Genomic DNA, 14,842 nt, shown 5'->3' with positions numbered 1-14,842 from the left:
AATAACCATCTACGTGAAGAAGTGTTTTATTAAGGAGAAACCCCGCTCGTTATCTCGTCTCGGCATGACCGTAGCCTGGGTAAACAAGTAATGGTGAACATGGAGCGTACCTATCTGGCGTTGTGATGGACTCTGAAAGTAAAACAAAAGTAAGCGCAATTGCAATACCTCTGGTAATGGTAGTTGTTTTGAGCGTGTAGAGGTGATTTGTCAGCACCTGTAAGACCTCCATTATAGTCTTATGAATCCCCCTCTATGAAAGGGCTGGGGAGATGTCAAATAGTAGCTCACAAAGGCAACCGCAGCAGGAAAGTAGCGCCCTGCCCCAATTCGCTGCGGGCGCTGAGGCTGCCGCGGTGTGCCCGGGCGATGGTTTGGGCGATCGCCAATCCCAGTCCCGAACCGCCGGTATGGCGCGATCGATCGCTGTTGACTCGGTAGAATCGATCGAATATTCGCTCTAAATCTGCCGCCGCGATCCCAATACCGGTATCTTGAACCTGAACAATCGCCTCAATGTGATTGCAATCTAAAATAACTGTTACTTTCCCGCCCGCCGGAGTGTATTGAATGGCATTAACAATTAAATTAGCAACTAAGCGATAAAGTTGGTCGGAATTGCCGACAACATTTAATTGCTGTTGTACGCGCATTTCGGATGTTAGCGCTACCTTTGAGGCGATCGCCAAAGCTGCCAATTCCTCTACTAAATCGCTAACAAGGTCATTCAAACAACACAATTGAGGGCGATCGCGTATCGCTTGATTATCCATGCGAGCCAGTAGCAGCAAATCAGCCACTAACTGAGTTAATCGTCGGTTTTGGCGCTCTACAGTTCGCAAAATTTCCCGCGCCTCTTTTTCATCCAATTGAGGCGTCAACAGCGCTGATTCTACTGTCGCCTGCGAAGCCGCTAAAGGCGTCCGCAATTCGTGAGCAGCATCCGCTGTAAACTGTTGAATTTGTCGGTAGGAAGAATAAATCGGTTTCATTGCCAATCCTGCCAATAACCAACTAGCAAAGCCTATCAGAATCAATGCTGTAGGTAATCCTAATTTTAAAACCCATTTCACTGTACTGAGATAATCATTAAAGTCTTGTAGGCTCCGGCCAACTTGAAAATATCCCCAATCTTGCTGTGTTTGGGTGTGGAGCGCTACAGAAATTTGGTGAAAAACATTACCTTTAGTATCAGTTATCGTTTGCCAGTATTGGGAGTTGAATTCGGCTGGTAATTCTTCTGGATAAGCGCCGGCGGTAGCAATTAATTTCCCCGACTCATCAAATAAACGAATATAGTAATAGCCTTGGTTGATAGCGCTTAAAATATGGCGGCTTGGCAACTGTTCTTTAATGCCTTTAACTCCCATTAGGCGGAGGTTGGGCAACAGCTCATTGACTATTGGTTCTAGGCGTCCGGGCTGCTGCAATTTTGTTTCTAGGCTGTCGTGTAGCGTCCCCGCTACCGATTCTAATTCGCGGTCTATGGCTACCCAGTGAGCGTGGGCGATCGCCTTATATACGCCCAATCCCAGCAAGCTTAAAATCAAACCCATTACTGCTGCATAGGAAAGAGCTAATTGCCAGCGAGTTCGGTTAAAGAGTTTATTTTGATTCACATTGATTCGAGCGCTCTTTTTTAAGGTAAATATCCCAAGGTAAATAATACATTATTTTCTAATTGTACCAAGATTTCTGGATTAACTTCACCAATTTTATTTCGCAATCGTGTTTTATCCAAAACTCGCATTTGATGGCACAAGGCAACGGAATCTTGAGTCAATCCTCCCTCACCGCTGGGAATGAAAACAGATGAAGGGAGAGAGGCACGGCGCAGATTAGTTGTTAGAGGAATACTGATAACAGTAGTCGTGTATCTCGCAATAGTATCGTTCTGGAAAATAATTATGGGACGTACACCTGCCTGTTCGGAACCTTGCGTAGGATCGAGGGCTGCAATCCAGATTTCACCCCGTCTGACTGTCATGCCAAATCCTCATGTTTTAGGAGTTCTGCATATTCGCTCATTCCGAGTTCCGCAAGTTGTCGGTCTTCTTCGGCAAATTCGCTGTAGAGTGCAGCTAAGTTAGTTTCATCGATTGCTGGAATAGTAACTAATTTGGCACGAAATTTCAGGAAAGCAATAAATTCAAATACTTGTTTGAGTTGTTCTATATCGAGCTTTTCTAACTCTTGTTGGATTAAATCTTTCATGGCAGTCATTTTTCCGATCGAGTTTTCTATATTATAGCTAGATACTGGAAACGAGGTATATTCCCCCCGCCGTTGCCCCTACAGCTTTAATTTCTCATGCGGTATCCGACGCCGTGTACAGTTTCAATTAAATTCGCGCCGCCAACCGACTCAAGTTTGCGTCGCAGCAAACGCACTTGAGCTGCTACCACATTGCTAAAGCTATCTGCACTCGCCTCCCATAGCTGATTCCGAATTTGGTCAGTGGTGACAATTTGGTTCGGATGTTTCATAAAGTATTCTAGCAGTTGAAATTCTTTGTTTGTCAGCGAAATTATCTGGTTTTTGCCGTGGGTATCGACATGACAAGCAGTGCGATTTCCGCAGTCGAGAACGAGATTCCCTACTTGTAGCTGTTGGGGCTGAATTTGGGGCGATCGCCTTTGCAAAGCCCGCAATCTTGCTAACAGTTCCGCCATCCCGAACGGCTTGACTAAATAATCGTCAGCTCCGGCATCTAGTCCCGCAACTTTATCTTCCATTCGGTCTTTTGCTGTCAGCATCAATACGGGCAGTGCGCTATGTTTAGCACGCAATCTCCGCAGCAGTTCCAATCCCGACAATCCTGGTAGCAACCAGTCAAAAATAGCGAGGGTGTATTGCGTCCACTGGCTGTCTAAATATTCCCAAGCTTCATTGCCATCTAGGGCCCAATCAACTATATATTTTTCCTGCTTTAAGGTTCGCTCGATCGCTTTCCCTAAATCTGGCTCGTCTTCAACTAGCAAAACTCTCATAACTCTAATTTATAGCGGTAAATCCTTATACATTGTTAGCGATCGGCAGCATCTACCCCAATCTTTAAGCTCACATACTGAGATGAAATCAGCATGAAATCTTCTGACCGAGACTAATTGGATCGCAACCCCCCGGATTCATTCCAACGCGCAGGCTGACTGACGGGAATAAATCTAAAATCGATTGACTTCGCAGAAAAAGAGAACAGTTGAGAATAATTGACAACAAGCTGGTAATGTCTTATAATCAACGACGAGTAAATTTTTGAGAAAATTTTTCAATAAGTTATGACAGATTTATCCGATCGTCCCGCCATGAAAAAGCCGGGACGCTGGAGCCGCCGCCAACTGCTACAGCTAGGAATAGCTGGGGCTGGGGTAGCGGGCGGCGCGATCGCACTTCAAAACTTGACTCGCAAACCGACATCAGTTGCGAGAATACCGCCCATGCCCGCAGATGCACTCACCGTCAGCAATATCAACCCGATGCAAATTGCACGGGATTTTGATTACGGCACGGTGACGCGCGAAAACGGGCGCACGGTACGCGAATTTCGCCTGGAAGCTAATACTTCGATCGTCCAACTTAACAGCGCCGTCACTTTCAACACCTGGAACGTGAACAATCGCGTGCCGGGGCCGACGTTGAGGGCAACTGAGGGCGATCGTATCCGCGTCATTTTTTATAACAAAGCCGGACATTCTCATTCGCTGCACTTTCACGGAATTCATACCAGCGAAATGGATGGCGTTAAACCAGTGAAAAACGGTTCGGTATTTATTTATGAATTCGATGCCCATCCCTACGGAGTGCATCTTTATCACTGCCATATTGCTCCTGTCACTCGCCATATCGGTAAAGGACTTTATGGTATGTTCATCATCGATCCGCCCAAACCCCGTCCTCCCGCCGATGAAATCATGTTAATCATGGGGGGATATGACGTAAACGAGGACGAAAAGAATGAAATTTACGCTTTTAACGGATTGCCAAACTATTACATGAACCACCCTATTTCTATCTATAAAAATCAGCTAGTTCGGCTTTACGTTCTCAACCTGATTGAGTACGAAGCAGCAGTAACGTTCCACTTGCACGGTAATTTTTTTGACGTATATCGCACGGGAATGACTTTAACTCCCAGTGAAAGAACTGATGTGATCACAATGGGAGTAGCTGAAAGACATATTTTAGAATTTACCTACGGCTACGCCGGAAAATATATGTTTCATCCCCATCAAGATGCGATCGCCGAAGCTGGCTGCATGGGTGTATTTGAAGTCATCACTTAAACCAAATCCTGCTACCAGGGTGCGCCGATTCAAATAAAGTATGAAATTATTTGACAAGCTCGATCGCAAATAGGTAGAATAAATAACTCGCAAATAATTGAGAATCTTTCTTAATAACTTGTGAATCAAAATGCACATAACGTAAAAATTAGCAACAGCCATGTTATCAACATTTCGTTTATTACTCACATCTTGCACCCTTCTTAAGAACAGGCAAGATGCCTGTTCCACAAACAATGACTTTTCTTGTGGGGTGGGCGTCCCCAAGAACAGGCAAGATGCCTGTTCCACAAACAATGACTTTTCTTGTGGGGTGGGCGTCCCCAAGAACAGGCAAGATGCCTGTTCCACAAACAATGACTTTTCTTGTGGGGTGGGCGTCTCGCCCGCCCGTAGCAGGGTTGTTGCAAATGTTGCAAGATATCGTTTATTATCTACCGCCGCTGCTACAGCCATCCTCGTTGCTCTGGCCGGTTGCGTTTCCCCCACAGCCAGCAACACCGACAGCACACCCTCACCCGCTGCTACAGCCAGTCCCGCAGCCACAAGCGGTCACAGCGGGAATCACGGCGGCAAAGGCGGCATCAACATCAATACTGCCATTCTTTCAGAGTTAGATAAACTCGAAGCCAAGTTAGGAATACCGGCACTTTCTAACAAAATTCAAGCCAGCCGTCCTTACGGGAAAGTCGAAGAATTGGTATCAAAAAATGTCATTACTCAACCCCAATTCGACGAAATTAAAGACATGGTGACTATTGAAGATGTCGTCCTCACAGGTGAAGCCAAAGATGTAGACTTCATGACTAAAATGGGATTGATGAAAGGGCATCTTATCGTAGCAAAAGAACTCTTGGATCAAGGCAAACCAGACCAGGCAGAACCTCACATCGGGCATCCAGTCGAAGAAATTTATGCCGATGTGGAAGATCAGCTAAACGAGCGTAAAATTCCCGAATTTAAGACTACTTTAATTAAATTGCAGGATTTAGTTAAAGCGGGTGCAAAAGACCCGGCTCAAGTGACTGCGGAATTTGACACATCGATGCAAGCTGTAGATGGAGCAATTGCCGCTCTTCCCGAAGCGCAGCGAAAAGATCCGAAATTCGTGCTGCAAGTGATTAACGGCTTGCTGGATACAGCTAATTCCGAATACGGAGCGGCAGTTGCTAACGGCAAAATTTCCGCAATTATTGAATATCAAGATTCGCGGGGTTTTGTCATGTACGCGGAAAACCTGTACCAAGATATCGCCGAGCAAGTGGCTAAAACTAGCCCGGAAATTGACAAAGCAATTGTTGCCAACATGACTGAACTGAAGACAAATTGGCCAACGGCGATCGCACCCCCCGCGCCCGTAAAAACAACCGAAGAAGTCACCAAGCTAGTTAAAACTATCGAAAGCGACAGCCAAAAAGTTCTCAAACCAGCCTCCTAAAAAATCACTTCTCATCAAGAGCGGTAATTGGTAAATAATCTGCCAATTACCTCGCTCCTTAACCACTCCCATTCCTACCATAAAAAAATGAATTTTGGCGAAGCATTGCCCACCTTTGTAATTACTCTCCGCGAAGGAGTCGAAGCCGCCTTAGTTGTCGGCATCGTTCTAGCTTGCCTCAAAAAATCAGGACAAAGTTATTTAAGTCCTTGGGTTTTCGGCGGTGTTGGGGTTGGACTTATTGCCAGCGCTTTGATAGGTGTACTTTTCGGCTGGACTATGCAAATTTTGTCCGCATCCAATCAGCCTTTTGCACCGATTATGGAATCGCTGCTAGAGGCCACCTTTGGGGTTATAGCAATAGCAATGCTGAGCTGGATGCTGATTTGGATGACTAAGCAAGCGCGATTTATGAAAGCCGAAGTCGAAGGCGCTGTGAGTGCCGCCTTAACGCAAAACTCTCATGCCGGTTGGGGCGTATTTAGTTTAGTTTTTATTGCCGTTTTGCGCGAAGGGTTTGAAACTGTTTTGTTTGTCGTCGCCAAGTTTCAACAAGGCATTATTCCAGCCATCGGCGCTTTGGGAGGAATACTTTCAGCCACCGGACTTGGTGTCCTGCTGTTTAAATGGGGAGTCAAAATTAATATCCGCCTGTTTTTTAAATATATGGGCATTTTATTGCTCTTCATTGTAGCGGGTTTAGTGGTATCTACTTTGGGATTATTTGACAGCGCGGTGAATATTTTATCGCAAGCAAATCGCGAGTCAGCAGCGCTGTGTTTCTATTACGAAAGATTTACTAAAATCCACTCTTGTATTCTCGGCCCAATGGTCTGGAATACCTCGAAACTGGTTCCAGAAGACAAGTTTCCCGGTTTGCTGTTGAGTGCGTTGTTTGGCTACACGGATAAGCTCTATGTCGTGCAGGCGATCGCTTATTTCGTCTTTTTAATTACCGTGGGCGGGATTTATTTTCAAAGTTTGGCGGGTCGAGTGTTTTTCCCGTTCAAAAAAAACTCAGGTAACGAAATAAGAAATTAAGTGCGATCGAAACGCGATCGGCTTTGTAGTCGAAATGCAGGAGGCAGTTGTTTGTGGCTAATAACTAATGCGCTCCTAAGTTAGAGCGCATTAGGAAATCAGCCATCTATTGATTGAAGGTAAAACGACCGTCAACTTTTTCTCCCTTAATATCCGCTATCACTTTCACTGGATATTGTCCGGCTTCTGTACCTGGAAAAATCCCGTAGTAATGTTTGCCCTCAGCGTCGTATTTGAGTTCCATAGTTTGTAGTTTTCCATTCGCTAACTGCACTTGAGCGATGACTTTGGCGTCGGTAACGGGTTCGCGTTTGTCCCCTTTTTTCAAATAAAGATCTAAGTGAGTTCCGGTTGCTTGTTTCTGAGTTATAAACTCTAAGTAATAAGCTCCAGACTCGACAACTTGACCTCCTTGAGATGTTTTCGTATGCTCTGTTTTAGCTGTTGCTGCCGGGGAAGCATTTGGAGGTGAAGGCTCAGTTTGAGAGGCTGCTGGATTGGATGTCGGGCTGTTATTTGGATCGCTGGCTTTCTCGCCTTGACTGCAAGCTCCCAAAAACAGCAATCCAACACTACCTAGAACAATTAAATTTGACTTAAGCGATTTCATTTGTTTGACTCCTTGCTGACTGACAATAATTGGAAAATATCACACATTAACTACCTTGCCGTCTTCAATAACTGGCTGAGGTTGTTGAGGTCGTAAAAAATGCCAAAATTGAGCATACAAAGCTGGCAAAACTAACAGAGTTAAGGCTGTAGAAGTAAATAACCCTCCTAAAACTACGACTGACAGCGGTTGCAAAATTTCCTTTCCCGGGCCGCCTTCTAAGACTAAAGGTGCTAAACCCAAAGCTGATGTTAAAGCGGTCATCAGGATAGCGTTTAGCCGTTCCATCGAGCCTTTAATAATTGCTTCCTTAAAAGCCATTCCCTCGGCAAATTTAGTGTTGTAGTTGTCTACTAATAACAAGCCGTTGCGGGTGGCAACGCCAAATAAAGTGACAAAGCCAACCAGGGAAGCTACAGAGATGATGCCGCCAGTCAAAGCTACCGCAATTACTCCTCCTACTAATCCGATCGGCAAATTAATCATAATCATAGCAGTTGAAGGAATTGACTTGACGGACAAGTACATCAATACTGTAATTACCAAAAAGGCGATCGCACTAAATATCATAATATTTTGCGAAGCTCTTTGTTCTGCTTCAAATTGACCGCCGTACTGGATAAAATAGCCAAAAGGCAACTGCACCTCTCGTTTGACTTTAGCTTGAATTTCATTCACAACCGATCGCAAATCCCTACCTTTAGCATTCGCCGCCGCCACAATCAACCGGGAAACATTCTCGCGGTTAATCGTATTTGGCCCCGTACCGTATTTAACAGTCGCAACTTGGGCGAGGGGAATCTTGTTGCCGCTTGGAGTATCAACCAACAAATTCTGAATAGTTTCTAGGTTGTTTCTGGCTTCAGCCTGCAACCAAACAACTAAGTCAAAAGTTTGCTGAACCTCCAAAACTTGAGAAACAACTTTGCCGTTTAAAGCGGTCTCAATTATTTCAGAAAGCTCTCCGATTTTCAAACCGTATCTACCCGCAGCTTGGCGGTTAAACTTAATTTGAATTTGTGGCACTGGCACCTGCGGTTCGAGTTGCAAATCCACAATGCCTTCCACTGTTTTCATTTGCTCTTCAACTTTGGCACCGATGCTGCGAAGTTGATCCAAATCCGGGCCAAAGATTTTGACAGCAATCTGACTTCTGACACCAGATAAAACCTCATCCATCCGGTGAGAAATAAAACCGCCGATATTTGGTGCAACTCCCGGCAATTTACCAAACTCCTGCCGCAGCGCTTCCAAAGTTTTTGGCCTGTTTTTCATGCCCTCCTCGCTTAAACCAATATCAATGTGAGCCAAATTAACTCCCGCAGCATCAGCATCACCCGGAGCTCTGCCCGATCGCACTTGCACGTATTCAAACCTGGTATCATCCTTAAGTGCATCTTCAATAGCAAAAGCAGCGCTATCTGTTGTCTCCAAAGACACCCCCGGATAAAGCATAATAGTATTCACCAAAGTTTGCTCCTGAAACTCTGGCAAAAACACCCGTCCAAAGGAAGGCAAAATAATTAATGCAGCCACCATGCTAGCAGCCGCTAAAGCTAAAATAATCCCCGAATAGCGCATTGACAAATTTATCGAAAAATGATATATACGCTTGCAAAATCTCGGCAGCCAAGGTTCCGCAGCACTCATGCGTTTGGTAGGCAACAAGATAGCACAAAGGGCCGGAGATATTAACAGCGATTCCAGACTAGAAATCACAACAACTACCAAATAAGTAATCCCCATCGGCGTAAAAATTCGACCTTCTACACCGGGCAAAGTAAAAATTGGAGAAAAAACAACAATCCCAATAACAGTCGCTCCAATTAACGAATCGCGCACCTCTTGACTGCCATCAAAAATCACATCCATCACCGGGCGAGGATGAAGAGAAGCCTTATTTTCTCTCAAATTGCGGTAGGTATTTTCGGCATAGACGATCGCATCGTCGATCGCAGTGCCGATCGCCACCGACAAACCCCCCAAAGTCATCGTATTTAATCCCAGCCCCAGCCAATTCATCGCCAGCAGCGCCAACAGCCAAGTCAGAAAGAAATCCAGCAAAACAACCGCGAGAGTGCGCCAATTCATCAAAAACGGGATGAGAATAAGGGTGACAATGATACTGCCTTCAATTAAAGCCGATCGCACATTCTCCACCGAGGAATTGATATACTCTTCCTGGCGGAAAGTCACAGTAACTTTAATATCTTTGGGCAGAGCTTGCTGCACCTCAGCCATTGCTGCCTCAACTGCTTTCGTTACCGTCGGAGTATCAGCAACTGGCTGTCTGTTTACCATCACAATCACAGCTTTTTTGCCGTTAAAACTGCCATCGCCCCGCTTGATTGCAGCACCAATCTTGACCTCAGCCACATCACTAATTCTGACGGGTGTTCCGTGGCGAGAGTCGATCGCCGATTGCTGCAAATCTTCCACAGACTCAATCCGCCCCACCCCCCGGATTAAAGTTTCTCGATCCGGCGTAATTAAATACCCCCCCGGCGCGTTAACATTCGCAGCCGCCGCCGCTTCAGCTACTTGCTGCAACGACACATTAAAAGCTTTTAACTTGGCAGGTTCTACTAATACTTGATACTGCCTTTCTTCGCCGCCGTATGCCACCACTTGAGCAACGCCTGTCACTGCCAAAAGCCGATTTGTGACTTGCCAATCAACCAGACGGCGCACTTCCATCAAAGGAGTAGTTTCCGAGGTAAAAGCATAGGTAATAACAGTGCCGACAGGAGAAGTTGTGGGAGAAATTTGCGGTGTTTCTACCCCAGCCGGGAGTTTGCTTTGAGCTTGCTGCAACCGTTCTGTTATCAACTGGCGCGCTTGATAAATTTCAGTTCCCCAATCAAAGATTACCTTAACCGAAGAAAGGCCCACAGCGGAAGACGATCGCACTGCTGTTACCCCAGGAGTTCCGTTAATCGCACTTTCGATCGGTAGTGTTACCAAAGACTCGATTTCTTCCGGCGCGAGCCCCGGTGCTTCCGTCTGAATTTCCACCTGCGGGGGTGCAAAAGGAGGGAAGACATCAAGGGACATTTGGGGGATGATATACAATGTCCAAAGACTAACAATAATGGTGGCGACAACGACTAGCCAGCGGCGGTTAATTACCCATCTAAGAATAGTGCTGAACATTTTATGATTTTATAGAGGTGATGACTACCAGCCACCGTTGGGCGATCGACCATTTAACAATAAAATTTAGCCAATATTAAATGCTCCGGCTGCCGTAGCTTTTCCCGCGATTCCTTGGCTGAACAGTGTTAAATAGCCATTCTATTTAGCTTGACACCCAAAAATGAAATTAGGATGAAATATTTTAACTTTCAACCCGAATTCATAAGTCATGTAAAATCTATAATCTAAAATCTAAAATCTAAAATGATATAACCTGCGTTGCTATTTTTGACAATGCAGCTTACAACAATACTCACATCTTGCACCATTCTCAATTACTTGTTTAGGAACAGGCTTTTCGGCCTGTTCCACAAGAAAACTCATTCTTTGTGGAACGGGCATCTTGCCCGTTCTTGACAATAGTGCAAGATATCAGAATAGTTATTATGCAAGCACCAAAACACTCCTCACAAACTCTAGAAAGCATTGGCGAAATAGACTACAATCCAGTACCGCCAAAGCGCTCGGAACGGGTAATCATGCGCGCTCAGTTCAAAGGGCGTAAAAAACCTCTGCCGTATATTTTCGATGAAGAACGATCGTAGAGCCTTTCTGGGTGCAGGTAAATTAATCAACTATTTTGCAAAATAGGGATGTACCCTTTTGACTTACTTCAAAAAGATGAACTTGCCATTATTTCCATCTACATCCATCTTGATTTGAGCAATGTAAAACTGGCTCTGTACAACTTCACCTTCAGGGGTAAAGGAAATTTCACCGAGAGGGGTATTGTACTTTCCAGCTAGGATTTGCTGATTCAGCTTTGTGCGTAACTCTGCCAATGACAACACGCTGAGTTTGGTTTTACTATCCAAAGCTTTCAAGGCTTCCACGAATACTTGTACGGCAGTGAAGGCTTGAGCACTAAACTGCGGTGGTTCCTTCTTGTTTTGCTTTACATAAGCATCGCGGAAGGCAGCATTGATTTCGCCGGGGGCTTCGGGACTATAGGCTTGAGCAATGATAATACCATCGCAGAGTGCTTGACACACCGAGAAGATATTAGACGTGTTCAAACCATTGCCGCCAACGATGGTACCTTGATAACCCAGTTCCCGCAGTTGCCGGATCGAGTTACCCCCATCGGCTGCCAATCCTGAAATAACAACTAAGTCGGGTTGGAGAGCGAGTGCATTACCAATTTGAGCTTGGAAGTCCGTGTCAGTAGTTTGGAACTTTTGGACGGTGACGATATCAAGCCCTTGGTTTTTAATCGCTTGCTGGAAAATTTCTGTCTCCGATGTGGTGAAAGCGTCATTTTGAGCATAAAAGACAGCGACTTTTTTAATCTTAGGATTAAGCTTAAGCGCTGCCTTTACTGCATTGGGAGCTACAAGCGAAATAGGTGCAGAGACACGCGCAATATACTCACCAATCTCAGGAATCCCTTTGGCAGTATTCGATGCGCCAATGACTGGCAATTTTGCTCGTTCTGCGATTGGATTGGCACTAAATGCCTGCTGAGAAGACGATGGCCCAACAATGCCAACCACTCGATCTTGATTAATTAGAGTTTGGAAGGCGTTGATGGCTCCTGCTTCATCTCCTCCAGTGTCTTGAAACACCATTTTAATAGGAGTACCATTAACACCTCCCCTGTCGTTGAAATATTTCTCAGCAATTTTGACACCACCCACTGATTCCTGAGCTAAAAGAGCATAGTTGCTGGTTTGCGAGAATGCTGCTCCAATTGGAAGGGCAGTAGCTGAATTGGGTGTAGCTGCTGCTGGTGTATTGCTCGGAGTATTAGTGGTGGTGGTGGTAGGTTGATTGGTTTGACTACAAGCAACAACCAGTATAAAAGTGATGAACGAGGTGAGAATGTGAGTAAAGATACTTTTCTTAAACATCTTAGGACTTCCGCAGTGAGTATGTGCAACTACAATAGTCCTGAACATTTAGTTAGGTAATTGGTAATTGGTAATTCTATCTTACTCCGAACTTTCGCCAACTGGGATAAGGCGAAACTAGCCAGCGGCGGTTAATTACTCATCTAAGAATAGTGCTGAACATTTAATAATTTGGGAATTGGGAATTGGGCATTGGGCATTGGGAATTGGGAATTGGGCATTGGGCATTGGGCATTGGGCATTGGGCATTGGGCATTGATAAAAACAACTATCCGTGTATCCGTTACTTCCGTGTCGTGCTGTTACTTCAAACTCTTGACCGAAAGCATCCAGGATACCCGCCACGTGATTCATTCCTTCGCAGACTCAGGACCCAGAAATAACAAACCTGTATTCGATGAAACTTGCCGAACGTATTTATCCGTGGGGTCAATGCTTCAATCTAAAATCTAAAATCTAAAATCTAAAATCGATTGACTTCTGTCTCTGCATTTTTAACGTGATGGTTGTCATTGTGTAACAGCAGTTCATTGTCCAACGCCGATGTAGAGGCGGAAAAACCATTATTTGCAGCATTGTTTCCAGGAGCCGCTGCTATTGCTGGCAATTTGCGCCGATTTCCCCACAACACGCCGGCTGTGAAAGTCAGGGATGCGATCGCAACTCCTCCCCCTATTCCCGCCCACCATAAAGACACGGGTAAATTATTAAAATTAACCTCTGTTGCCTTGGGATTTGCGTCTTTCTTTTCCTCGTCTTTTGATGGCTTGCTGCCACCCCGCAAAGATTGTGCGTAAAGTTGAGGTGCTCGCTGCGTTACTATCAAATCTCCCTCGAATAAACCCCTCTTCACTTCAACTAAATCTCCGGCCGTTTGACCGAGTTCAATTTCAACAGCTTGATAAGCATTGCCATTTTGGACGTAAACGGTTTTTTTACCGCTAACATCCACTACCGCCGCACTGGGAATTGCTAAAATATTTGTTGCAGTTTTGTCGGTTAAAATCTCCAACTCCGCAAACAGTCCGGGCTTTAATTCACCGTTAATATTATCTAGTTCTGCTTTCACCGGCACCACCCGCGTTTCTCCTGACACGGATGACCCAATTAAGGCGATTTTTCCCTTGAAAGTGCGATCGGGTAAATTAGCGACTTTTACCCTCACTTCCTGACCCTGTTTTACTTTATTCAGGTCTTTTTCGTAAATATTGGCTGTGGCAAAAACGCGGCTGTCATTTAACAGACTCATCAACGGTTTTTCAGCGTTTACTGACTCTCCTGGGGTGATTTCGCGATCGGCTACCGTCCCGGAAATCGGAGCAACTACGGTAACGAGTCCTCGATCGTTGGCAACAGTTCCTAATTGTTGGAGTCGCGCTTGATAGGCTGCGTCAGCCAAGCGAATCCGCGACTGAGCGACTTCGACGGCAGTTTTGCCGCGTTTGAGTTGGTTCTCGGCTTCTAGGACTTCCCGGCGGCTCTGAGCTCTGGTAAGTTGAGCTTTTGCTTCCGCTACTCTGCCTTGAGATTCCCGCAATTCCCGCATTGGGAGGTCTACTTCGGCTTGTTTAATTTCGGTTTGGGCTTTGATAACTTCTGGACGGCTTTTTGCCTTAGCAACAGCGGCTTTTGCTTCGGCGAAGTGGGCTTGCGATTCCAGCATTGTGCGCCGCGCGATCGCCCCTGATGCCACTAATTCTTTGTCGCGATCGAACTGTTCTTTGGCAACAGTTAATTCTGTTTCTGCCCGTGCTATTTCGGCTTGCGCTATTTCAACTTGACGCTGATAGTTTTCTTTAGCGGCTTGTACAACTGAACGCTTGTTTACTAATTCTTGTTCTTGCTGGTACTGCTTAGTTACCGCTGCCAATTGGGTTTGGGCTTGGGCGATTTCTGCTGCGGATATTTGACTTTGGCGATCGTAATTTTCTCGTGCTAGTTTGAGATCGCCTTCCGCTTGCTGCAAATCTGCCTCAGCTTCGGCACGTTTCGAGAGAGATTCAACCCGCAACTGTCCTAATTCTGAACTCGATAAAACCGCCACCGGTTGACCTTTTGATACTTTGTCCCCAGGCTTAACCAGCAACTCTACTACTTTCCCAGCAACAGGAGCCGTAACTTCAACTTTTTCGTTGGGTAAAGTTTCAATTTGTCCTGTGGTTTTGATGCCGATATCTAGTCGCTGGCGGGAGGCAGGGGAGACTTTAATACCTAATCGTTTTGCTGTTTCGGCATCGACAGAAATAGCAGCAGGAGTTTCAGTTGTTTCGCCGCTTTGGTGAAATTCATCTCCGTGGCCAGCGTGGGCAAAAACAGCGGCAGGAGAACTTAGCAAAATTAGGCTGAACAAACTTCCCGAAAAGCTGCTAATAATTGCCGGATATTGAGCATATTTGTGGAATATCATCGTTGGCAATGTCCTTGA

The 14,842-nt window shown here is 45.5% G+C and carries 13 protein-coding genes; 4 read left to right on the top strand and 9 right to left on the bottom strand.

The window, feature by feature from the left end; translation table 11 throughout:
• Positions 1–287: 287 nt before the first annotated feature.
• From rppB to rppA, 4 genes are all read right to left on the bottom strand, one after another.
• Positions 288–1,619, bottom strand: coding sequence for a two-component system sensor histidine kinase RppB (gene rppB / locus QUB12_RS25425; protein WP_333308972.1), 1,332 nt, complete (start codon positions 1,617–1,619; stop codon positions 288–290).
• Between the two features lie 20 nt (positions 1,620–1,639).
• Positions 1,640–1,987, bottom strand: a complete 348-nt coding sequence (locus QUB12_RS25420) for a type II toxin-antitoxin system PemK/MazF family toxin (RefSeq protein WP_333142003.1) — start codon at positions 1,985–1,987, stop codon at positions 1,640–1,642.
• A complete protein-coding gene (locus QUB12_RS25415) occupies positions 1,984–2,214 on the bottom strand; it encodes a hypothetical protein (protein WP_333103822.1) in 231 nt (76 codons plus the stop codon). Before QUB12_RS25415 ends, QUB12_RS25420 begins: the two co-directional genes overlap by 4 nt.
• A gap of 86 nt (positions 2,215–2,300) precedes the next feature.
• Positions 2,301–2,990, bottom strand: coding sequence for a two-component system response regulator RppA (gene rppA / locus QUB12_RS25410; RefSeq protein WP_333308971.1), 690 nt, complete (start codon positions 2,988–2,990; stop codon positions 2,301–2,303).
• Between the two features lie 288 nt (positions 2,991–3,278).
• Here rppA and QUB12_RS25405 point away from each other — a divergent pair, with 288 nt between their 5' ends.
• The 3 genes from QUB12_RS25405 to QUB12_RS25395 all read left to right on the top strand — a co-directional run bounded on the left by QUB12_RS25405 (position 3,279) and on the right by QUB12_RS25395 (position 6,762).
• Complete coding sequence (locus QUB12_RS25405; protein ID WP_333308968.1) at positions 3,279–4,283, top strand: multicopper oxidase domain-containing protein; 1,005 nt, start codon at positions 3,279–3,281, stop codon at positions 4,281–4,283.
• A gap of 160 nt (positions 4,284–4,443) precedes the next feature.
• Positions 4,444–5,721 carry a helix-hairpin-helix domain-containing protein gene (locus QUB12_RS25400; RefSeq protein ID WP_333142000.1) on the top strand — a complete coding sequence of 426 codons (1,278 nt, stop codon included), beginning with the start codon at positions 4,444–4,446 and terminating at the stop codon, positions 5,719–5,721.
• Between the two features lie 87 nt (positions 5,722–5,808).
• The gene (locus QUB12_RS25395) at positions 5,809–6,762 is read left to right on the top strand and encodes an FTR1 family protein (RefSeq protein ID WP_333141999.1); all 954 of its coding nucleotides are present in this window, start codon (positions 5,809–5,811) and stop codon (positions 6,760–6,762) included.
• A gap of 106 nt (positions 6,763–6,868) precedes the next feature.
• Here QUB12_RS25395 and QUB12_RS25390 read toward each other — a convergent pair whose 3' ends face one another.
• Both QUB12_RS25390 and QUB12_RS25385 read right to left on the bottom strand, forming a co-directional pair.
• On the bottom strand, positions 6,869–7,372 hold the full coding sequence (locus QUB12_RS25390; protein WP_333141998.1) for a hypothetical protein: 504 nt from the start codon (positions 7,370–7,372) through the stop codon (positions 6,869–6,871).
• Positions 7,373–7,411: 39 nt separating this feature from the next.
• Entirely contained in the window at positions 7,412–10,525 is a 3,114-nt protein-coding gene (locus QUB12_RS25385) for an efflux RND transporter permease subunit (RefSeq protein ID WP_333141997.1), read from the bottom strand.
• Positions 10,526–10,953: 428 nt separating this feature from the next.
• Here QUB12_RS25385 and QUB12_RS25380 point away from each other — a divergent pair, with 428 nt between their 5' ends.
• Positions 10,954–11,112 (top strand): hypothetical protein, encoded by a 159-nt coding sequence (locus tag QUB12_RS25380; protein WP_333141996.1) that lies wholly within the window; start codon positions 10,954–10,956, stop codon positions 11,110–11,112.
• 63 nt (positions 11,113–11,175) lie between these two features.
• Here QUB12_RS25380 and QUB12_RS25375 read toward each other — a convergent pair whose 3' ends face one another.
• From QUB12_RS25375 to QUB12_RS25365, 3 genes are all read right to left on the bottom strand, one after another.
• A complete protein-coding gene (locus QUB12_RS25375) occupies positions 11,176–12,417 on the bottom strand; it encodes an ABC transporter substrate-binding protein (RefSeq protein WP_333141995.1) in 1,242 nt (413 codons plus the stop codon).
• A gap of 135 nt (positions 12,418–12,552) precedes the next feature.
• Positions 12,553–12,771 (bottom strand): hypothetical protein, encoded by a 219-nt coding sequence (locus QUB12_RS25370; RefSeq protein WP_333300771.1) that lies wholly within the window; start codon positions 12,769–12,771, stop codon positions 12,553–12,555.
• A gap of 109 nt (positions 12,772–12,880) precedes the next feature.
• A complete protein-coding gene (locus tag QUB12_RS25365; protein WP_333141993.1) occupies positions 12,881–14,824 on the bottom strand; it encodes an efflux RND transporter periplasmic adaptor subunit in 1,944 nt (647 codons plus the stop codon).
• Between the last annotated feature and the right edge of the window lie 18 nt (positions 14,825–14,842).

This window comes from Microcoleus sp. B7-D4, from assembly GCF_036705125.1.
In the GTDB taxonomy this organism is placed as follows: Bacteria; Cyanobacteriota; Cyanobacteriia; order Cyanobacteriales; family Microcoleaceae; genus Microcoleus.
The sequence above is the reverse complement of the archived record's forward strand: the minus strand, read 5'-3'. Positions and strand labels throughout refer to the sequence as shown.

Bases quoted from the DNA above. Each gene is read 5' to 3' on its own strand.
- QUB12_RS25365 (WP_333141993.1), bottom strand. From the start codon at position 14,824: ATGATATTCCACAAATATGCTCAATATCCGGCAATTATTAGCAGCTTT.
- QUB12_RS25375 (WP_333141995.1), bottom strand. From the start codon at position 12,417: ATGTTTAAGAAAAGTATCTTTACTCACATTCTCACCTCGTTCATCACT.
- QUB12_RS25385 (WP_333141997.1), bottom strand. From the start codon at position 10,525: ATGTTCAGCACTATTCTTAGATGGGTAATTAACCGCCGCTGGCTAGTC.
- QUB12_RS25390 (WP_333141998.1), bottom strand. From the start codon at position 7,372: ATGAAATCGCTTAAGTCAAATTTAATTGTTCTAGGTAGTGTTGGATTG.
- QUB12_RS25415 (WP_333103822.1), bottom strand. From the start codon at position 2,214: ATGAAAGATTTAATCCAACAAGAGTTAGAAAAGCTCGATATAGAACAA.
- QUB12_RS25420 (WP_333142003.1), bottom strand. From the start codon at position 1,987: ATGACAGTCAGACGGGGTGAAATCTGGATTGCAGCCCTCGATCCTACG.
- QUB12_RS25380 (WP_333141996.1), top strand. From the start codon at position 10,954: ATGCAAGCACCAAAACACTCCTCACAAACTCTAGAAAGCATTGGCGAA.
- QUB12_RS25370 (WP_333300771.1), bottom strand. From the start codon at position 12,771: ATGAATCACGTGGCGGGTATCCTGGATGCTTTCGGTCAAGAGTTTGAA.
- QUB12_RS25405 (WP_333308968.1), top strand. From the start codon at position 3,279: ATGACAGATTTATCCGATCGTCCCGCCATGAAAAAGCCGGGACGCTGG.
- rppA (WP_333308971.1), bottom strand. From the start codon at position 2,990: ATGAGAGTTTTGCTAGTTGAAGACGAGCCAGATTTAGGGAAAGCGATC.
- QUB12_RS25395 (WP_333141999.1), top strand. From the start codon at position 5,809: ATGAATTTTGGCGAAGCATTGCCCACCTTTGTAATTACTCTCCGCGAA.
- QUB12_RS25400 (WP_333142000.1), top strand. From the start codon at position 4,444: ATGTTATCAACATTTCGTTTATTACTCACATCTTGCACCCTTCTTAAG.